The organism is Marinigracilibium pacificum (assembly GCF_012926615.1).
GTDB lineage: Bacteria > Bacteroidota > Bacteroidia > Cytophagales > Cyclobacteriaceae > Mangrovivirga > Mangrovivirga pacifica.
This window is the reverse complement of the sequence record NZ_JABBNU010000001.1, coordinates 317,142-335,890: the sequence shown is the minus strand read 5'-3', so window position 1 is coordinate 335,890 and position 18,749 is coordinate 317,142. Positions and strand designations below refer to the sequence as shown.

Sequence of the window (18,749 nt, the reverse complement as noted above, 5' to 3'; positions counted from 1 at the left end):
AATAAAACAACAACTACCAAAAAAATGAGCCTACACAACTCTCAACAAGCCCTAAATTATGTTGAAGAAAATAAGGATAATTTCCTGAGTGAATTATTCGATCTGCTCAAAATACCTTCGGTAAGTGCAGATTCAAAATTTTCAAAAGATGTTCACAGAGCAGCTGAGTTTATAAAAGAAAAACTTATTGAAGCAGGTGCTGATAAAGCAGAAATCTGTGAAACTGCGGGATACCCAATTGTTTATGGTGAAAAAATCATAGATGAAAGCCTTCCAACAGTTTTAGTATATGGTCATTACGATGTTCAACCTGCTGATCCTTATGAATTATGGGATTCTCCGCCATTTGAACCTGTAATCAAAAATGATAGAATCTATGCTCGAGGAGCTTGTGATGATAAAGGTCAGTTTTACATGCATGTAAAAGCATTTGAGGCAATGTCAAAAACAAAGAGCCTTCAGTGTAATGTAAAATTCATGATCGAAGGTGAAGAAGAAGTTGGATCAAATAACCTGGAAATTTTTGTAAAAGAAAATATTGAAAAATTGAAAAATGATGTTGTCCTGATTTCAGATACATCTATGATTTCAATGGATACTCCTTCAATTACTGCTGGACTAAGAGGTCTTAGCTACGTTGAAGTTGAAGTTACAGGGCCCAACAGAGACCTTCATAGTGGGACTTATGGTGGTGCTGTAGCTAACCCTATAAATGTATTATGTAACATGATCTCTTCTTTAAAAGACAAAGATGGTCACATTACCATCCCAGGGTTTTATGACAAAGTAGAAGAATACTCTAAAGAATACAGAGAAACACTTAATAAGGCTCCTTTTAGCGAAGAGGAATATAAGAAGGAATTAGATATTGATGCTGTTTTCGGTGAAAAGGGTTTTACAACTATCGAACGCATTGGTATCAGACCTACTCTTGATGTCAATGGAATCTGGGGTGGCTATACTGGAGAAGGAGCAAAAACTGTACTGCCTTCAAAAGCTTATGCTAAAATTTCGATGAGATTGGTTCCTAATCAGGAAAGTAAAGAAATTACCAAACTATTTGTTGATCACTTTAATGCAATTGCACCTGATTATGTGAAAGTAAAGGTTACTCCTCATCATGGAGGTGAAGCTGCGGTAGTTTCAACAGATTCTCCGGCATTCCGAGCTGCAGAAAAAGCATTTGATGCAGGTTGGGGTAAAAAGCCTTTACCTACTCGTGATGGAGGAAGTATTCCTATTGTTGCACTGTTTGAAAAAGAACTTAAATCAGACGTTCTGTTAATGGGTTTTGGTCTTGACAAAGATGCTATTCATTCACCAAACGAAAGTTACGGCGTTGAAAACTTCTTCAGTGGAATTAATACCATCATAAGGTTTCACGAACAGTTTAGAAATGCTGAATAAAATATATTCACTTTAAACTTTATTTGGGTGCCATATCGGCACCCTTAAATATTTAACCCGGTTGTAATTCCCAACAATAAATCCAATGAGACAATTAGTAGTATTTTTTACATTATTATTTTTTACAGTTTACTCCGGATTTTCTCAAATTATCCAACCTGCCAAGTGGAATGTCACGCTTGACAATAATGATGCAAAGGTTGGTGAAACTGTAACTATCAAATTCTCGGCTAAAATTGATGCCGGATGGTATTTATATTCTTCAGATTTTGACCCTGATTGTGGGCCTGTAGTAGCTGAAATTACTCTTGATGAAAACAGTGCTTTTATAGCTGATGGCCCATTAAAAGCAATTAATCCGAAGTCCAAAATGGATGATATATTTGGCTGTGAAGTTAAATATTTCAGAGGTATTGGAAACTTTGAACAAACGGTCAAAATCACTTCAAACACTCGGTCAATATCCGGTGCTATTGATGGACAGGTTTGCTCTGATGAAACAGGTCAATGTATTTTAATTTCTGAGGATTTTGAATTATCAGTCAATGTAATTGAAGACCAAAATCCAACACAATCTGAAATAGAAAACACTGAAAATAATAGCGAAAAAATTGAAACCGGAGATACTTCTGATGAAATAGCTATTACGGGACAAAAATATAATATTTCCGATGCGGTCAATAATCAAGAAGTTAAAACTGACCAATCGTTTATTATAGGTGAAAGAGACGGTCTCTACATTAAAAAATTCCCTTCATTTTTTACAGATGATGTTAAGCCGGAAGAGAGTAATACTGGCTTATTACTTTTTATGGCGATTGCCTTTTTAAGTGGATTAGTTGCTCTTTTAACTCCTTGCGTGTTTCCAATGATACCAATGACTGTGTCTTTCTTTACAGGAAAGGGGAGCCGATCAAAAGCCATAAAAGATGCATTAATTTATGGTGTTTCTATTGTAGCAATTTATACTCTAATTGGTGCGGTATTATCACCATTCATGGGGCCTGAAACGGCTAACCATTTAGCAACAGAATGGCTTCCAAATTTGATTTTCTTTATCATATTTTTAGTCTTTGCGATTTCATTCTTTGGTGCCTTCGACATAGTCTTACCCTCTAGCATAGTAAATGCAATGGATAAGAAAGCGGATAAAGGAGGTTTCCTTGGGCCGTTTTTTATGGCATTCACATTAGCATTAGTTTCTTTTTCTTGTACCGGACCAATAGTCGGTTCATTGCTTGTAGAATCTGCTGGTGAAATCGGAATAAAACCTATCGCTGGTATGTTTGCCTTCGGTATGGCATTTGCCATACCATTTACGTTGTTTGCAATTTTTCCTAACTGGTTAAGTTCACTACCTAAGTCTGGTGGATGGCTAAATTCAGTTAAAGTTGTTTTAGGATTTATAGAATTAGCATTAGCATTTAAGTTTTTAAGTGTAGCTGATCAGGCTTTCCATTGGGGGCTTCTAGATAGAGAAATTTACCTGGCAATTTGGATTGTGATATTTACTTTAATGGGATTCTATCTTCTTGGAAAAATCAGATTACCACATGACAGCCCAATGGATAAAATCGGGGTAGGAAGATTTCTATTTTCGATAATCACATTTTGGTTTGTAGTTTATTTAATTCCGGGAATGTTTGGAGCTCCTCTTAAAGCTCTAGCAGGGTATCTACCTCCTATGCATACACATGACTTTAATCTAATAGGAATGATTAATGGCGAAGAAGAATCAGGCCCTGATGCAACTGTTAAATATTCTGACTTTTTACATCTTCCCCATGGATTGAATGGTTATTTCGATTATGACCAAGCTATGGAAGCTGCAAAAAGAGAAAATAAGCCAATTTTTATTGATTTTACTGGCCACGGATGTACAAACTGTCGTGAAATGGAAGCTGTGGTATGGTCAGATCCACAAGTGCTGAAAAGGTTAAAAGAAGATTTTATTATTCTTGCTTTATATGTTGATGATAAAACAGAGCTTCCGAAAGAAGACTGGTATATCTCTGATTTTGATGGCAAGATTAAAAAATCTCTAGGTAAACAAAATGCCGATATTCAAATCCAAAGAGCCAATAATAATGCTCAGCCTAACTATATTTTACTGGATAATGAAGGGTATGCACTTGTAGCTCCGGTGGGTTATGACAGAGACGTTCAGAAGTTTATTGACTTCCTGGATAACGGCAAAAAGAAGTTTTATGAAAATTGATATTAGCCACATTATAATATTTATTGTTCTGTTTTTAGCTATACCCTCAAATGGTATAGCTCAAACAGACAAGAGCACAACACCGGAAGAAGGTATTGCTTCATATTATCATGATAAGTTCACAGGTAGGCCAACTGCTTCAGGTGAAAAGTATGATCCGAAGAAATTCACAGCGGCACACCCAAAGCTTCCCTTTGGAACCATAATTAAAGTGACAAATATAACAACAGGAGCTTCTGCTGAGGTAAAAGTAAATGATAGAGGCCCATGGGTTAAAGGCCGAATTGTGGATGTGTCAAGAGTTGCTGCTGAACAAATCGGATTGATTAGAGCAGGACTTTTAAAGGTAAAAGTGGAAGTGGTAAGTCTGCCATAAACAAAATCAGATATTATATTAGATCATAAAAAAAGCACACTTTAGAGTGTGCTTTTTTATTTATGAATATCATTTTAATTAATAGGCACCTTATCAAGTACTATATCAATTATATCATTTGTAGATATATTATCTGCTTCTGCTTCATAATTAAGTAGGATACGGTGATTTAACACATCGTGCGCCACTTCCTTGATGTCTTCAGGCAAAACATAATCTCTCTGATTAAAGAATGCTACTGCTTTTGCAGCAAGGTTAAGGTTAATACTAGCCCTTGGGGAAACACCAAACTGAACATAGTTCGCAACATCTGGCATGTTATATTCTTGAGGTCTACGAGTAGCAAATACTAATTCGATTATGTATTTCTCAAGCTCCTCAGACATTGATACTGCATTAACTTCATCTCTAATCTCGAAGATCTCTTCTTTTGTCAAAACAGTATTTACCGATTGGTTAAACTGCATGTTTGACATTCTCTTCATGATTTCCAGCTCATCTTGCTTTGTAGGATAATCTACATAAACTTTCATCATGAAACGGTCAACCTGTGCTTCTGGAAGAGGGTAAGTACCTTCCTGATCTACCGGGTTTTGAGTCGCCATTACTAAAAACGGTCGATCAAGCTTATAAGTATTTTCACCAATTGTAACCTGTTTTTCCTGCATTGACTCAAGCAAAGCCGATTGTACCTTTGCAGGAGAACGGTTAATCTCATCAGCAAGAATAATGTTAGCGAAAATTGGACCTTTCTTGGTTTCAAATTCTGCCTTTTGCTGATTATAGATCATTGTACCAATCAAGTCAGCCGGAAGTAAGTCCGGAGTAAACTGGATCCTTTTAAAATCAAGATGCAATACATTAGCAAGGGTACTAATTGTTAAGGTTTTCGCCAAACCTGGCACACCTTCCAATAATATATGGCCATTAGTAAATAATCCGATTAATAACCTATTTACCATTCTATGTTGACCAACAACTACCTTGTTAACTTCAGAAAAAACCTGCTGGATTTTCTTCTGGTGTTCTTGAATTTTATCCTGATTTATAGTGCTTTGATTTTCCTCCATCATAACTAATCTTCCATTTAAGAAAGTAACAAAGATAAAAAAGATTAATAATTTAATGCTTCTAATTTGTTCAATATGGACCAATAAAGCACTTACCTTCTGTTCTTTTAACAAGAATTAACCAAAACAAAAACAGACACCCTTCAATTGAGTGTCTGCCTTTGATTAATATTATTGTCAGCTATTAGTTAGTTCCTGAGCTGTCATCTGTTTTTTCAGGGTTCCATTCTACAACATTATATCCTAATGCCTTCACTTTATCAAGTAAAGTCTTTTTATCACCAACAATCACAATTGTCAACTTATCATAAGGAATATATTTCTTAGCTAATCCATTAAGTTCAGCAGCTGTTACACTGTTGATGATTTTAGCTTGTTGCTTAACATAATCTTTTGGAAGATCATATTCCTGAATTCGGCTTAAATAACCCGCTTTCTGGAATGGAGTTTCATACTTTAATGCATCACGCTGAGCAACAGATTGCTTCATGAATTCTAACTCATCATTAGTAATTCCATTATCCGCATAGTTTTTAAGCTCACTCATGATTTCAACTAATGCACTATCAGTTGCATTTCCTTTGATACCAGCAGAAACGGTAAATGGACCAGGAATATCTGAAGCAGAGAAATAAGATCTTGCTCCATAAGTCCAGCCTTTATCTTCTCTTAGATTCAAGTTAATTCTTGAGTTGAAAGCCCCACCTAATGGATAGTTCATTAAAGTTGTTTTGAAATATGGACCAGTTACGTCATACTTCAAGTCGCTTACATAACCTACTCTGATTTGAGATTGAGGTGCGTCAGCTTTATCAACAAAATAAACTGTAGTCTTCTCTATCGCAGGAGTAGCAGGTAATTCAGGAACAGAAACACCTGTGTTTTTCCAGTCTTTTAAGAAAGAAAGGCTTTCCATCACTTGACCTTCTTCAACATCACCAACTACTGTTACTGAAGCTAGACCAGCAGAGTAATTCTTCTCATAAAATGCCTTAACATCCTCAAGAGTGATATTTTGTAGAGTAGCTATATTTCCTGAAGTAGGTAATGAATAAATATGTCCTTCTCCATATAAAAGTCTGTCATAAATGTTAGAAGCAATTGAAGATGGATCTTTTAATGATGCCATTACACTTTCAAATTGCTGCTTCTTTAATCTATTAAATTCTTCCTCAGTAAATTTCGGTCTGTAAAGAATCTCTTCTGCTAGCTCTAAAGTTTTATCAAGATTTTTACTCAAAGTCTGAATAACCATTTGAGAAGAGTTCGAGCCTGCACTTACGCTAACTGAAGAACCTAGTTTACGTAATTCTTCCTGAATTTCTTCTGCAGTATAATTTTCTGTTGATTCATTCATCAATGAAGCAGTAAGCTGTGCAATACCAGCTTTGTCTTGCATATTAGACTCCATTCTAGCACCACCCTTAATTTCAATTAAGACAGCAACTGTTGGAACCTCATCACTTTTAGTACCTATAAACTCAATACCATTATCCATTTCTGCAGTCCAGAAGTTAGGAACTGGTACTAAAGGAGCTTTACCACTTGCAGGCTTGCTGCTTCGGTCAAATGAATCCTTCTTAGGAGTTCTTGCTGCTACTTTAGAATAGTCTGTTGTTGGGAAAGTATTCTCTCCTTCTGTTACAGGCTCATAATTATCAGCTTTAGCAGGTGCAGTATTAGCATCAGGAACAACACTTAAATAAACAGCGCTCTTACCTTTGATATATTTGTTATACACACGCATAACATCTTCCTTAGTAACTGCAAGGTATCTTTTAAGGTCTTTTCCGATGTAGTCTGCATCTTTTGTAAAAGTTTCATAAGCCGCAAGACGACTAACTTTTCCACTTACTGAAGTTAATCCGTTAATAAAATTACTTTCGTAAGAAGCTTTGATTTTTTCGATATCATCATCTGAAACACCCTTTTCTTCGAAGCTTTTGAAAATAATTGTTCTCATTTCTGCTTCGAAATCAGATAGGCTTCTTCCTGGGTATGGTAATACAAAGAAAGTCATTTCACCAGCTAATTCAGAAGAGCTGTGGAATGCACTTGCCTGGATAGCTTTTTGTGTTTTTACAAATTCTTTGTAGAAAAATGATTTCTTACCAGTACCAAATAATTGACTTAGGTAGTCTAAAGCCGCTTCATCTTCATGATATGCAGGAACTGTAGGGAAAGTAACAATCAATGCAGGGAAACGAATGTTTTTATCCTCGTAATGAGTATATCTATCCTCTTCAATTTTTACTGGTTCAATTTTTAAGTCTTCAACTGCAGGACCAGCTGGGATAGTACCAAAATATTTCTCAGCTAGTTTAACTACTTCTTTAGTATCAACATCACCACCAACAGTTAAAACTGCATTGTTAGGGCCATACCATCTAAGGAAAAACTTCTTTAAATCTTCTACATCAACTCTGTCAAGATCTTCAAGCTTACCAATAGTTAACCAGCTATAAGGGTGACCATATGGATAAATCGATTCAGCTTGTAATTCTCTGAAAAGCCCGTAAGGAGCGTTATCATATCTTTGTTGCTTTTCGTTTTTAACAGTCTCACGCTGTACTTCAAATTTTTCTTGAGTAACAGCAGGTAATAAATACCCCATTCTATCCGCCTCTAACCATAACATAGTTTCAAGCTGATTACTCGGTACTGTTTCAAAATAATTTGTTCTGTCTCTGTTTGTCGTACCATTTAAAGTTCCACCTGACTCAGTAACAATTTTGAAGTGCTCTTCATCAGCTACGTTTTCAGATCCCTGGAACATCATGTGCTCAAAAAAGTGAGCAAATCCAGATTTCTTTAGTTCTTCTCTCGCAGATCCAACGTGATATGTTACATCAACGTGTACTAATGGATCAGAATGATCCTCATGAACGATAAGTGTAAGTCCGTTTTTTAACTTAAACTTTGAATAAGGAATGACTAGTTCACCATCTTTCTTTTCAACTTTCTCAACAAGCTTTGTTTGGGCAAATGCTGAAAATGAAAATACAAATAGTAAAGCAGCCAAAATTTGATTGGTTGATAATGTTTTAGACATTTTGATTGCTATTTGTTTGAAGTTGCAAATTTAACATCCATAAAGATAGAGATGTTTATTTAATATATAAACGGTAATTTGTTCAGATGAGTGGAAAAAACAAAAGCCTCCATTTCTGAAGGCTTTTGGTACCAGAGGCGGGACTTGAACCCGCACGACCCGAGGGTCACAAGATTTTAAGTCTTGCGTGTCTACCAGTTCCACCACTCCGGCAGAGACTAGTTACCTAGTCTGTTGATAAGGTAGAAAAAAAATTGAGAGATTGTTCTCTCAATCGAAGTGTAATCTTGAGCGAAAGACGGGATTCGAACCCGCGACCCCGACCTTGGCAAGGTCGTGCTCTACCAGCTGAGCTACTTTCGCTTGTATTCCCTTACCGTTTGAAAGGGACTGCAAATATAATACACGAAATGTATTTTTCAACACTCTCTGATAAATTTTTAAAAGAAAAATTTAGTCTTTTTTCATCATCATCTTTATCTCATTGAGTTTCAGTAGGGCTTCGACCGGAGAGATGGTATTTATGTCTAACCCATCTATCAATCCTTTTACTTCTTCATAGGCCGGATCGGCTTCAAACATGCTCAATTGATAATTGTTTTTCGGAACGGAAGCAAATTTATCCTTGTCATTTTTACTCAATTTATCCTTTTCAAGATGTTGTAAAATTTCATGTGCTCGTAACACCACCTGATTTGGCATCCCTGCTAGTTGAGCAACATGAATACCAAAACTATGTTCACTACCTCCCTCTTTCAGTTTCCTCATGAAAATAATCTTATTGCCAACTTCCTTAACACTTACATTAAAGTTTTTAATTCCGCCGAAATCATCTGCTAGTTGATTAAGCTCGTGGTAATGGGTTGCAAATAATGTCTTAACAGGTAAATTATTATTGTGCAAATATTCTACAATTGACCATGCGATTGAAATACCATCATAGGTACTTGTTCCACGACCAATTTCATCCATTAATACTAATGATCTGTCACTTAGGTTATTTAAAATACTTGCTGTCTCGGTCATTTCCACCATGAATGTTGACTCTCCTTGTGAAAGATTATCTGAGGCGCCTACCCTGGTGAATATTTTATCAACAATTCCTATTTCAGCATTTTTTGCAGGAACAAAACAACCTATTTGTGCCATTATAACTATTAAGGCAGTTTGTCTTAATAGTGCAGATTTACCAGCCATATTTGGCCCGGTGATAATTAATATTTTATTATCGCTATCATCAAGAAAGACATCATTAGGAACATATTCTTCCCCTATTGGTAATTGTTTTTCAATTACCGGGTGTCTGCCTTCATGAATATCAATACAACGATGATCTTTTATTATTGGCTTTACATACTTTTCTCTAATAGCCAGGTATGCAAAGGATGCAAGGCAATCCAGCATTGCCAATACCCGGGCATTTTCCTGAATCTGAGAAACATATTCCGCAGCTGTTCTTATTAGCTCTGTATAAATTCCATGTTCAATAACATGAAGCTCATCTTCAGCATTTAATATCTTTTCTTCATAAACCTTAAGTTCTTCCGTGATATATCGTTCACAGTTGACTAAGGTTTGTTTTCTGATCCATTCTGCCGGAACCTTGTCTTTATGTGTATTTGTAACTTCGAGGTAATATCCAAAAACTTTATTATATGCTATTTTTAAAGAAGGAATACCGGTTCGCTCGGTTTCTCTCTGTTGAATCTGAGCAAGATAGTCCTTTCCTGAAAATGCTATTTTTCTTAGCTCATCGAGCTTTTCATCAACCCCATCACGAATAACACCTCCTTGAGTAGCATTTAATGGAGGGTCTTCAGCCAGTTCAAGCCTGATTTTTTCTAATAAAGATTCACATGGGCTAAGGCGTTCTGCAATTTTGATTAGCTCTGTTTCTCCACTAGCAGAAAGCATATCAATTATTGGCTGAGTGTTTTCTATGGATCTTTTCAGCTGAACCATTTCTCGTGGATTAATTCGACCCACTGCTACCTTGGAAATCAATCTTTCAAGATCGTAAATGTTCTTCAGGTGAGAAATTATTCCTTCTCTAAGCTTTTCATCTTTAACCAACAGCTCTACTCGAGCCAGCCTTTGACTAATTAAATATTCATCCTTCAAAGGTAATACCAACCATTTCTTTAAAAGCCTTGCTCCCATAGGAGAAACAGTCTTATCAAGAATATCAATAAGAGGAACACCTCCAGGTTGCTGAGCAGCTATTAGTTCAAGATTTCTGATTGTAAACCTGTCAAGCCATACATATTTCTCTTCCTCAATTCTTGATAATGCCGAAATATGATCCAACTCCCGGTGCTCGGTATCTTCCAGATATTGTAGAATAGAACCTGCAGCTACAATACCATCTTGAAGTTCTTCAACACCAAAACCTTTGAGAGAGGTGGTCTTAAAATGATTGGTAAGCTTTTCGTAGGCAAAATCAAATTGGTAAACCCAATCTTCAAGTGTATATGTATTATAGCGATCTGTAAAAGAACTATCAAAATTCTTTCTGGTGGCTTTATTATAAATTATTTCTGCAGGAGCAAAACCTTGAATCAATTTCTCAGCATATAATTTTGAGCCTTGAGCAGTTAAAAACTCGCCTGTTGAAAGGTCTAGAAAAGCGACTCCCCAGGAATCATTGTTAATATGAATTGAGGCAAGAAAGTTATTCTTTGACTTATCAAGCACATTGTCATTAAAAGATAAGCCGGGAGTAACCAATTCGGTAACGCCTCTTTTAACTATTCCTTTAACTGATTTTGGGTCTTCAAGTTGATCACAAATTGCTACACGATAACCAGCGCGTACTAATTTTGGAAGATAAGTGTCTAGCGCGTGGTGTGGAAAGCCTGCTAATTCGATCTTTGCTGCAGCGCCGTTTGACCTCTTAGTCAACACTATATCTAAAACTTTTGCCGCTGTTACTGCATCCTCTCCGAAAGTTTCATAAAAATCTCCTACTCTAAACAAAAGCATGGCCCCGGGATATTTGGCTTTTATCTGGTTATATTGCTTCATTAACGGGGTTTCCTTGCTTGCGCTTTTACCTGCCATACCTACTGAATTAATTATGGATGTTGTAGTTTTGCTTACTCGAACCTCAAAAATATAAATAATTAACGACTATACATTCTAGTATTTGAATTTATGCGAAAGTTAAAAACTCAGGAATTAAACAGGCTATCTCCGGAAGAATTTGAAAAAGCTAAAAAAATACCCTTAGTACTTGTTCTTGATAATATCAGAAGCATGAATAATGTTGGATCGTGCTTCAGAACTGCTGATGCATTTAGGCTAGAAAAAATATATCTGTGCGGAATAACGGCTCAGCCTCCTCATAGAGAAATTCATAAAACTGCTTTAGGTGCTACTGAAACTGTCGAATGGGAATACAACGAAAATGTTGTAGACTGCTTAAATAATTTGAAGGATAACGGATATAAAATTTACTCCCTTGAACAAGCTGATAAAAGCATCCTTTTGGATAAACTTCCTATTGAAGAAAATTCTAAAATAGCATTAGTGCTGGGAAATGAAGTTTCAGGTGTTTCTGACCAGGCAATTAAACTATCTGACTTAGTACTTGAAATTCCTCAGTACGGATCAAAACATTCATTTAATGTTTCTGTCGCTACAGGTATTGCAACTTGGGAAATTATTCGAAAAAACAGCTGGCTCCAATAAAAGCAATTAATTGATCGAATATTCAATCAACTCTGTTTCTTCAATTTCTGTACTGTTAGAATCATCGTCTTCCTGATATTCAATTTCAATAAAAACGATTCCAACGTCAGGAACAAAATAAAAGCTTGTTATAGGTAAAAGAGCTTCAATCTCATCGAACAATACTGGTAAATCTATAGTCTGCTGTACAACAATAACATTATTGAAATTTCCAGCTTGAGTATTTATTGATTTATTATCATCAATTATTTCAAATATTACCTTTACATCTATAGTTATACCATCTATAATTTCACCATCAAATTCAATGTTATTAAGCGTGAAATTATATTGCCATTTAGTCCCTACACTTGATCCGGATTTTAACAATATTAATTCCTTTTCCTGATCAGAAATATCAGTACTTAAATCAAGAAAATCTTCCGTTGCAATTATATAATTATTATTCTCCTTTCTTACCAAAAGAGAATCAAGTTTATTTCCTGAAACATCAGTTGTTTCAATTAACGAATAAACTTTTTCATTGAAATTATAGTCGGTATCAATAACAGTATTGATAAATACCTCATCATCACTAAAGTCATCATTAGAATCATCATCCTCACCATATTTCCAATAATTCCCTAAAGCAAGGGGAAAATAATCGACATCATTATCAATAGGGTTATTTCCACCCTCATTATCATCACATGAAAGTATAATTACACTAAGTGATATAATCAGATATTTAGAGAATTTCATCACAAATTTTTCAGTTAATGTTTAATATAATTTACTAAAAAATATTGTATAAAATGAAAATAGCCATCCTTTTGGATGGCTATATTGGGAGCACATTGTTTCCGAAGAAACATGTAATTAAAAACAGTTATCGTTAAAAAGGAAGCTTGTTAGATTTTAACATTTCCTCTGCAATACTTCTTCTTATTGCTTTGTAGTTGATAGAATCAGCCTTAGTGAATCTCTTCAGACCCATCAACATTACTTTTTGCTCATCTCCTTCAACAAATGAACAAATAGCTTCGTTAGCAACAGTTTTAACTTTATCAATAGCCATTGCTAAGTAAAGCTTACTCATGTTGATCTGAAGTTGAGCAGCATCTTCTCCTTTAACACCTATCAACTTCTCAGTTCTCAACAATGCTGATTCTGCAGCATAAATTTCGATCATGATATCGGCAAGGTCCATTAAGATTTCTTGCTCTTCTTCGATCTTACCCATGAAGGTCTGTGCTGCTTTACCACCAACCATTAAGAAAACCTTCTTAAGGTTTTTAAGAACATGGTATTCTTTAGCAAAATAACCATCACCATAATCAACATTGAAATCAGGAATACCAGTTAGCTCTTGAGTAATTGCCATGGCCGGTTCAAACAGATTGATTTCACCTTTCATTGCACGCTTAAGTAGCATTCCAACCATCAACATTCTGTTGATTTCGTTAGTACCTTCGTAAATTCTTGTAATACGAGCATCTCTATATGCTCTAGCCATTGGTGCATCTTCAGAGAATCCCATTCCACCATAAATCTGCACTCCCTCGTCTACACAGTAATCAAGAACTTCTGAACCATGAACTTTTGAAATTGCACACTCGATAGCGAATTGTTCAATTCCTTTAAGTTTTGCTTCAGCATCATTCATTCCACTCTCAACAAGAGCATTAGTTTGATCTTCGATATCCTGACCTGCACGATAGTTTAACGATTCAGTAGCATAAATTTTACTAGCCATGTTAGCAAGCTTATACTGAATAGCTCCAAACTTTCCGATGCTTGTTCCAAACTGCTTTCTGTCATTAGCGTATTGGGTAGCAAGATTAACAGTTTCTTTCATTCCACCGATTCCGCCAACACCTAGCTTGATACGACCAATATTCAGAATATTAACTGCTATTTTGAAACCGTTACCTCTATCAGATAACATATTCTCAACCGGAACTTTAACATCGTTAAAGAATACCTGACGTGTAGAAGATCCTTTGATACCAAGTTTAACTTCCTCGTCATTCATTGTGATACCATCCCAGGTACGCTCAACGATGAAGGCTGTTAAGTTTTTATCATCTTCGATTTTTGCAAATACAATCAGACAGTCAGCATACCCACCATTCGATATCCACATTTTCTGACCAGTAATGCTATAATATTTACCATCGTCAGATAGTACAGCTTTAGTTTTTCCACTGTTTGCATCAGAACCAGCATCTGGCTCAGTAAGACAATAACATCCTACCCACTCACCAGAAGCAAGCAATGGTAAATACTTCTTCTTTTGCTCTTCCGTACCATAATAAAGAATTGGTAGAGTACCGATTCCTGTATGAGCACCATATGTAGTAGAGAAAGACCCACTGGCTCCCAATACATCAGCAATAAGCATAGACGTATTGAAACTCATACCTAATCCACCATATTCTTCAGGAATAGTAATACCTAAAAGTCCAAGCTCGCCAGCTTTCTTTAATAACTCAGCTCCAAGTGCGTACTCACCTTTTTCTAACTTCTCCATTCTTGGAACGATCTCGTGCTCATAAAAATCACGAGTAGCAGCAGCCATCATCTTTTGCTCTTCACTGAATTCTTCAGGTGTAAAAATGTCTTGTGGCTTAGTTTCTTTTATAAGGAATTCGCCTCCCTTAATTGCTTGTTTTTTATCTGTTACTGTAGACATAATAGTAATTTTTTGGGTTATAACATTTCGTAAATACCTGCTACACCCTGGCCTCCACCGACACAAGCTGTAACCATACCGTATTTTTTATTTCTTCTTTCTAGTTCGTTAAATAACTGAACTGATAGTTTCGCTCCTGTACATCCAAGAGGGTGACCTAAAGCAATAGCTCCACCATTTACATTAACCTTATCCATATCAAGGTCAAGTTCTCGGATTACAGCTAAAGCCTGAGTTGCAAAAGCTTCATTTAACTCGATCAAATCGATATCGTCTTTTTTCAATCCTGCCATTTTTAATGCCTTTGGCACCGCTTCAACCGGACCGATACCCATGATTCGAGGGTCAACACCAGCAGTAGCATAACTTACCATTCTGGCGATTGGCTCAATATTCAACTCCTTAACCATGCGCTCAGACATCAACATTACGAATGCAGCGCCATCTGAGGTTTGAGATGAGTTACCAGCAGTTACTACTCCATTTGCTCTAAATACAGGGCGTAATCCACTAAGAGCTTCTACAGAAGTTCCTTTTCTTGGTCCTTCGTCAGTATCAACAACATACTCTCTGGTTTTCTTCTTCATTCCGTCTAAGTAAGTTTCTTCAACTTTGATCGGAACAATTTGATCTTTGAAGTAACCTTGCTCAATTGCATTTAAAGCTTTCATGTGAGATTTATATGAAAACTCATCTGCATCTTCTCTTGAAATTTTGAAGTCAGCAGCAACCTCCTCTGCAGTAATACCCATGCTTAGATAATACTGTGGAGTTTGCGATGCAACTTTATAGTTCAATGCAGTTTTATATCCCATCATTGGAACCATTGACATTGACTCAGTACCACCGGCAATAATACAATCTGCCATTCCAGCTTTGATTTTTGCTGCTGCCATTGAAATAGTTTCAACACCAGAACCACAATAACGGTTAACGGTACATCCTGCAACATTTTGAGGTAGTGATAACAATGAAATCATTCTACCAATCTGCATACCTTGCTCTGCTTCAGGTACAGCACAACCTACGAATAGGTCATCTACTCTGCTTGGATCAAAATTTGGTACTTGTGAAACCAGATGCTTGATCACATCAGCTGCGTAATCATCCGGTCTGGTGAATCTTAATCCTCCCTTACCGGCCTTACCAACAGCTGTTCTATATCCTTTTACTATATATGCTTCCATCTTTATTTAAGTCTATCAGTTAATTAAACGATTATTAATTTCTTAAAGGTTTGCCTTTAAATAACAAGCTTTGAATACGCTCTAAAGTCTTTCTTTCTGCTGTCAGACTTAAGAATGCTTCTCTTTCAAGCTCTAATAAATAATCTTCCGATACTAGTGTCGGAGAAGACAGGTCTCCACCACTCATTACGTAACCAAGCTTTCTTGCAATTTTTGCATCGTGCTCGGAAATAAAGTTACCGTAAAGCATTCCGGTAATACCTGCTTCAAACATTGCCATGGCTACTTTACCATGAACTTTAATGTCTGTTCTCTTAACCGGCATCACATAACCAGCCTCATGCAATTCAAGTACTTTTGTTTTTGCATCAGCCAATAAACGAGACCTGTTATAAGTATATGAATCTTTTTCCTGGATAAACCCAAGGTTATAAGCTTCTTTAGCTGAAGTTCCTACTTTAGCAGTAGCAATAGCCATAAAGGTTTCCTGTAGTTTATTAAGTTCTACATCACCTTTATCATATGAGTCTGATGTGCGTAGAGTCATTTCTTTAGTTCCTCCACCTGCTGGAATCAGCCCAACACCAAACTCAACTAGTCCCATGTAAGTTTCAGCATGTGCTACGACCGCATCTGCATGAAGGCTTACTTCACATCCTCCACCAAGTGCCATTCCTGAAGTAGCTACAACAACCGGAATAGAAGAGTATCTTACTCTCATCATTGTTTTCTGGAACTGAGCAATCATTAAGTTGATTTCGTCATACTCTTGCTCTGTTGCAAACATGAACAACATTGCAAGGTTAGCGCCAGCAGAGAAGTTTTGACCTTCATTACCAATTACTAAACCTTTGTAATCAGCTTCTGCTTTTGTAATCGCAACATTTATTCCTTCGATAACCTCAGCACCAATAGCATTCATTTTAGTATGGAACTCAAGGCATAACACATCGTCTCCAATATCATAAAGAGTTGCCCCGGCATTTTGCCATACTACATTATTATCTTTGAAGCTGTCTAATAGAATAAGCTCTTCTGTACCAGGAATTACCTTATATGATTTAGAATCAATATCATAATAAAGTTTCTGTCCATTTTCTGATTTATAGAAAGAAGTGTTTCCGGCTTCAACCATGTCATAAACCCATTGAGCAGGCTTTAATGACATTTCTTCCATTTGAGATAAAACCTCTTTAACACCGATTGCATCCCAAGTTTCGAATGGGCCTAATTCCCAACCAAAACCAGCGCAAACAGCCTGGTCAATCTTATATAGCTCATCAGCAATTTCCGGAATTCTGTTTGAACAATATCTGAAGGCATCATATGAAGTCTTTCTGTAAAACTCTCCAGCTTCATCTTTAGCATTATGCAAGAACTTAAGTCTTTCTCTAAGGTCTTCAATCTCCTTAGCTTTTTTTGTAGATGAATAAGCTGGCTTTGATGCCTCGGTATACTCATAAGTATCAAAGTCTAATTCAAGGATCAGACGTCTACCACTTTCATCTTTAGTCTTTTTATAATAACCCTGACCTGTTTTATCTCCCCACCATTTTCTGTCATATAATTCCTGAACAATTTTTGGAAGCTTAAACGTATCACGACTTTCATCGTCTGGCAATCCTTCATAAAGGTTATTTGATACTTTAACTGTAGTATCCAAACCAACAACATCCATAGTTCTAAATGTTGCAGATTTCGCTCTACCAACAATCGGACCTGTTAGTTTATCTACTTCTCCGACTTTAAGACCCATTTCTTCCACGGTATGCATGGTAGACATTATCGCATAGATACCGATTCGGTTAGCAATAAATGCTGGAGTGTCTTTACATAATACAGTAGTTTTACCGAGGTATAAATCACCATATTCCATCAAGAAATCAACAATGCTCTGATCAGTTTCCGGAGTAGGAATAATTTCTAATAATCTTAAATATCTAGGAGGGTTGAAGAAGTGAGTTCCACAAAAATGCTTTTTAAAGTCATCAGAACGACCCTCTAGCATTAAATGAATTGGAATACCTGATGTGTTACTTGAAATAATTGTACCAGGAGTTCTGTATTTTTCAACTTGATCAAATACAATTTTTTTAATGTCCAGGTTTTCAACAACAACTTCTATTGTCCAATCACAGTCAGCAATAAGCTTCATGTCATCGGTGAAATTACCAAGAGTTACTCTGGAAGCATCGGCTGTATCGTATAGGGGAGCGGGTTTTGAACTTACGGCAGTTTGAAAAGCTTCATTAACAATTCTGTTTCTTACAGCTTTGTCTTCAAGGGTTAACCCTTTCGCTTTTTCTTTGTCGTTTAATTCTTTAGGAACAATATCCAATAATACGACTTTGACACCGATATTGGCAAAGTGGCAGGCAATTCTGGAACCCATAATACCGGATCCAAGCACAGCAACTTTTTTGATTGATCTGTTCTTCATGTTCTTAATGGGAGTTTGTTTCTTTGTAAATGTTGTTTTCTTCAATGATCGATAGTATTTGTTGCATTACTTCAATGAACACTTCCAGTTTTTCAGAAGCTACTTCATCATAAACAGTATAATTGAATGCTTTTACTACTCTTTTGGAAACTTCCTTCTTTTCTTTTCCCAAATGAGTAAGCATAATTCTTACAGAACGCTTGTCATGTTCATCTGGAACACGTTCAATTAGCCCTTTCTCTTCCATACTTTTCAGCATTCTGGTAAGGCTTCTTGATTCAAGCCCCATTAATGGAGCTATTTTGGTTGCCGGTGTTCCAAATTCTGTGTCAATGTTCAACAATACGAATCCGATCGATGTCGTGATGTCTTCCTTTACCGCCTGGTGGTTGTACATGCGAGCAATAGCATGCCAGGCAGTCTTAATGTAGTAATCTACACTTTCAGTTTTCTTCATGGGGTTAATTTCAATCGTTTCCAAATATATAAAAAATTATTATGCATGCATAACATAATTAAAAAATTTTTTCCCTTAAATTTCAATGAGTTGTGAATTAATAATATAAAGTATGGGGATGTTTCGGATTGAAGCAATAATATTTTGTTGCTAAATAAATAATAGAAAATTGATAGTA

12 protein-coding genes and 2 tRNA genes are annotated in these 18,749 nt (G+C 36.2%); 4 read left to right on the top strand and 10 right to left on the bottom strand.

Annotated features, from left to right (window positions below):
* Positions 1–24 precede the first annotated feature (24 nt).
* From HH304_RS01560 to HH304_RS01550, 3 genes are all read left to right on the top strand, one after another.
* The gene (locus tag HH304_RS01560; RefSeq protein WP_169677682.1) at positions 25–1,407 is read left to right on the top strand and encodes a dipeptidase; all 1,383 of its coding nucleotides are present in this window, start codon (positions 25–27) and stop codon (positions 1,405–1,407) included.
* An 85-nt stretch (positions 1,408–1,492) separates the two neighbouring features.
* Positions 1,493–3,625, top strand: coding sequence for a protein-disulfide reductase DsbD family protein (locus tag HH304_RS01555; protein ID WP_169677681.1), 2,133 nt, complete (start codon positions 1,493–1,495; stop codon positions 3,623–3,625).
* Positions 3,615–4,001 (top strand): septal ring lytic transglycosylase RlpA family protein, encoded by a 387-nt coding sequence (locus tag HH304_RS01550; RefSeq protein ID WP_169677680.1) that lies wholly within the window; start codon positions 3,615–3,617, stop codon positions 3,999–4,001. The genes HH304_RS01555 and HH304_RS01550 overlap by 11 nt, the downstream gene beginning before the upstream one ends.
* Positions 4,002–4,075: 74 nt before the next feature.
* Here the strand turns inward: HH304_RS01550 and HH304_RS01545 are convergent, their stop codons facing one another.
* The 5 genes from HH304_RS01545 to mutS form a co-directional block, all read right to left on the bottom strand.
* Entirely contained in the window at positions 4,076–5,071 is a 996-nt protein-coding gene (locus HH304_RS01545; RefSeq protein WP_169677890.1) for an AAA family ATPase, read from the bottom strand.
* 184 nt (positions 5,072–5,255) lie between these two features.
* Positions 5,256–8,123, bottom strand: a complete 2,868-nt coding sequence (locus HH304_RS01540; protein ID WP_169677679.1) for a M16 family metallopeptidase — start codon at positions 8,121–8,123, stop codon at positions 5,256–5,258.
* 126 nt (positions 8,124–8,249) lie between these two features.
* A tRNA-Leu gene (locus HH304_RS01535) sits at positions 8,250–8,336 on the bottom strand.
* Positions 8,337–8,413: 77 nt separating this feature from the next.
* Positions 8,414–8,486, bottom strand: a tRNA-Gly gene (locus tag HH304_RS01530).
* A gap of 90 nt (positions 8,487–8,576) precedes the next feature.
* Positions 8,577–11,183, bottom strand: a complete 2,607-nt coding sequence (mutS, locus tag HH304_RS01525; protein ID WP_169677678.1) for a DNA mismatch repair protein MutS — start codon at positions 11,181–11,183, stop codon at positions 8,577–8,579.
* 93 nt (positions 11,184–11,276) lie between these two features.
* On the opposite strand from mutS, the gene HH304_RS01520 reads away from it, so the two are divergent.
* Positions 11,277–11,813 carry an RNA methyltransferase gene (locus HH304_RS01520; RefSeq protein WP_169677677.1) on the top strand — a complete coding sequence of 179 codons (537 nt, stop codon included), beginning with the start codon at positions 11,277–11,279 and terminating at the stop codon, positions 11,811–11,813.
* A gap of 6 nt (positions 11,814–11,819) precedes the next feature.
* Here HH304_RS01520 and HH304_RS01515 read toward each other — a convergent pair whose 3' ends face one another.
* From HH304_RS01515 to HH304_RS01495, 5 genes are all read right to left on the bottom strand, one after another.
* Positions 11,820–12,554, bottom strand: coding sequence for a hypothetical protein (locus tag HH304_RS01515; protein ID WP_169677676.1), 735 nt, complete (start codon positions 12,552–12,554; stop codon positions 11,820–11,822).
* 133 nt (positions 12,555–12,687) lie between these two features.
* On the bottom strand, positions 12,688–14,487 hold the full coding sequence (locus HH304_RS01510) for an acyl-CoA dehydrogenase family protein (protein WP_169677675.1): 1,800 nt from the start codon (positions 14,485–14,487) through the stop codon (positions 12,688–12,690).
* A 17-nt stretch (positions 14,488–14,504) separates the two neighbouring features.
* The gene (locus tag HH304_RS01505; RefSeq protein WP_169677674.1) at positions 14,505–15,674 is read right to left on the bottom strand and encodes a thiolase family protein; all 1,170 of its coding nucleotides are present in this window, start codon (positions 15,672–15,674) and stop codon (positions 14,505–14,507) included.
* Positions 15,675–15,708: 34 nt separating this feature from the next.
* On the bottom strand, positions 15,709–18,114 hold the full coding sequence (locus tag HH304_RS01500; protein ID WP_169677673.1) for a 3-hydroxyacyl-CoA dehydrogenase/enoyl-CoA hydratase family protein: 2,406 nt from the start codon (positions 18,112–18,114) through the stop codon (positions 15,709–15,711).
* A 4-nt stretch (positions 18,115–18,118) separates the two neighbouring features.
* Complete coding sequence (locus HH304_RS01495) at positions 18,119–18,571, bottom strand: MarR family winged helix-turn-helix transcriptional regulator (RefSeq protein ID WP_169677672.1); 453 nt, start codon at positions 18,569–18,571, stop codon at positions 18,119–18,121.
* Positions 18,572–18,749: the final 178 nt, after the last annotated feature.

Coding starts and splice junctions, on each gene's coding strand:
- HH304_RS01560 (WP_169677682.1), top strand. CDS start 25: ATGAGCCTACACAACTCTCAACAAGCCCTAAATTATGTTGAAGAAAAT.
- HH304_RS01555 (WP_169677681.1), top strand. CDS start 1,493: ATGAGACAATTAGTAGTATTTTTTACATTATTATTTTTTACAGTTTAC.
- HH304_RS01550 (WP_169677680.1), top strand. CDS start 3,615: ATGAAAATTGATATTAGCCACATTATAATATTTATTGTTCTGTTTTTA.
- HH304_RS01545 (WP_169677890.1), bottom strand. CDS start 5,071: ATGGAGGAAAATCAAAGCACTATAAATCAGGATAAAATTCAAGAACAC.
- HH304_RS01540 (WP_169677679.1), bottom strand. CDS start 8,123: ATGTCTAAAACATTATCAACCAATCAAATTTTGGCTGCTTTACTATTT.
- mutS (WP_169677678.1), bottom strand. CDS start 11,183: ATGGCAGGTAAAAGCGCAAGCAAGGAAACCCCGTTAATGAAGCAATAT.
- HH304_RS01520 (WP_169677677.1), top strand. CDS start 11,277: ATGCGAAAGTTAAAAACTCAGGAATTAAACAGGCTATCTCCGGAAGAA.
- HH304_RS01515 (WP_169677676.1), bottom strand. CDS start 12,554: ATGAAATTCTCTAAATATCTGATTATATCACTTAGTGTAATTATACTT.
- HH304_RS01510 (WP_169677675.1), bottom strand. CDS start 14,487: ATGTCTACAGTAACAGATAAAAAACAAGCAATTAAGGGAGGCGAATTC.
- HH304_RS01505 (WP_169677674.1), bottom strand. CDS start 15,674: ATGGAAGCATATATAGTAAAAGGATATAGAACAGCTGTTGGTAAGGCC.
- HH304_RS01500 (WP_169677673.1), bottom strand. CDS start 18,114: ATGAAGAACAGATCAATCAAAAAAGTTGCTGTGCTTGGATCCGGTATT.
- HH304_RS01495 (WP_169677672.1), bottom strand. CDS start 18,571: ATGAAGAAAACTGAAAGTGTAGATTACTACATTAAGACTGCCTGGCAT.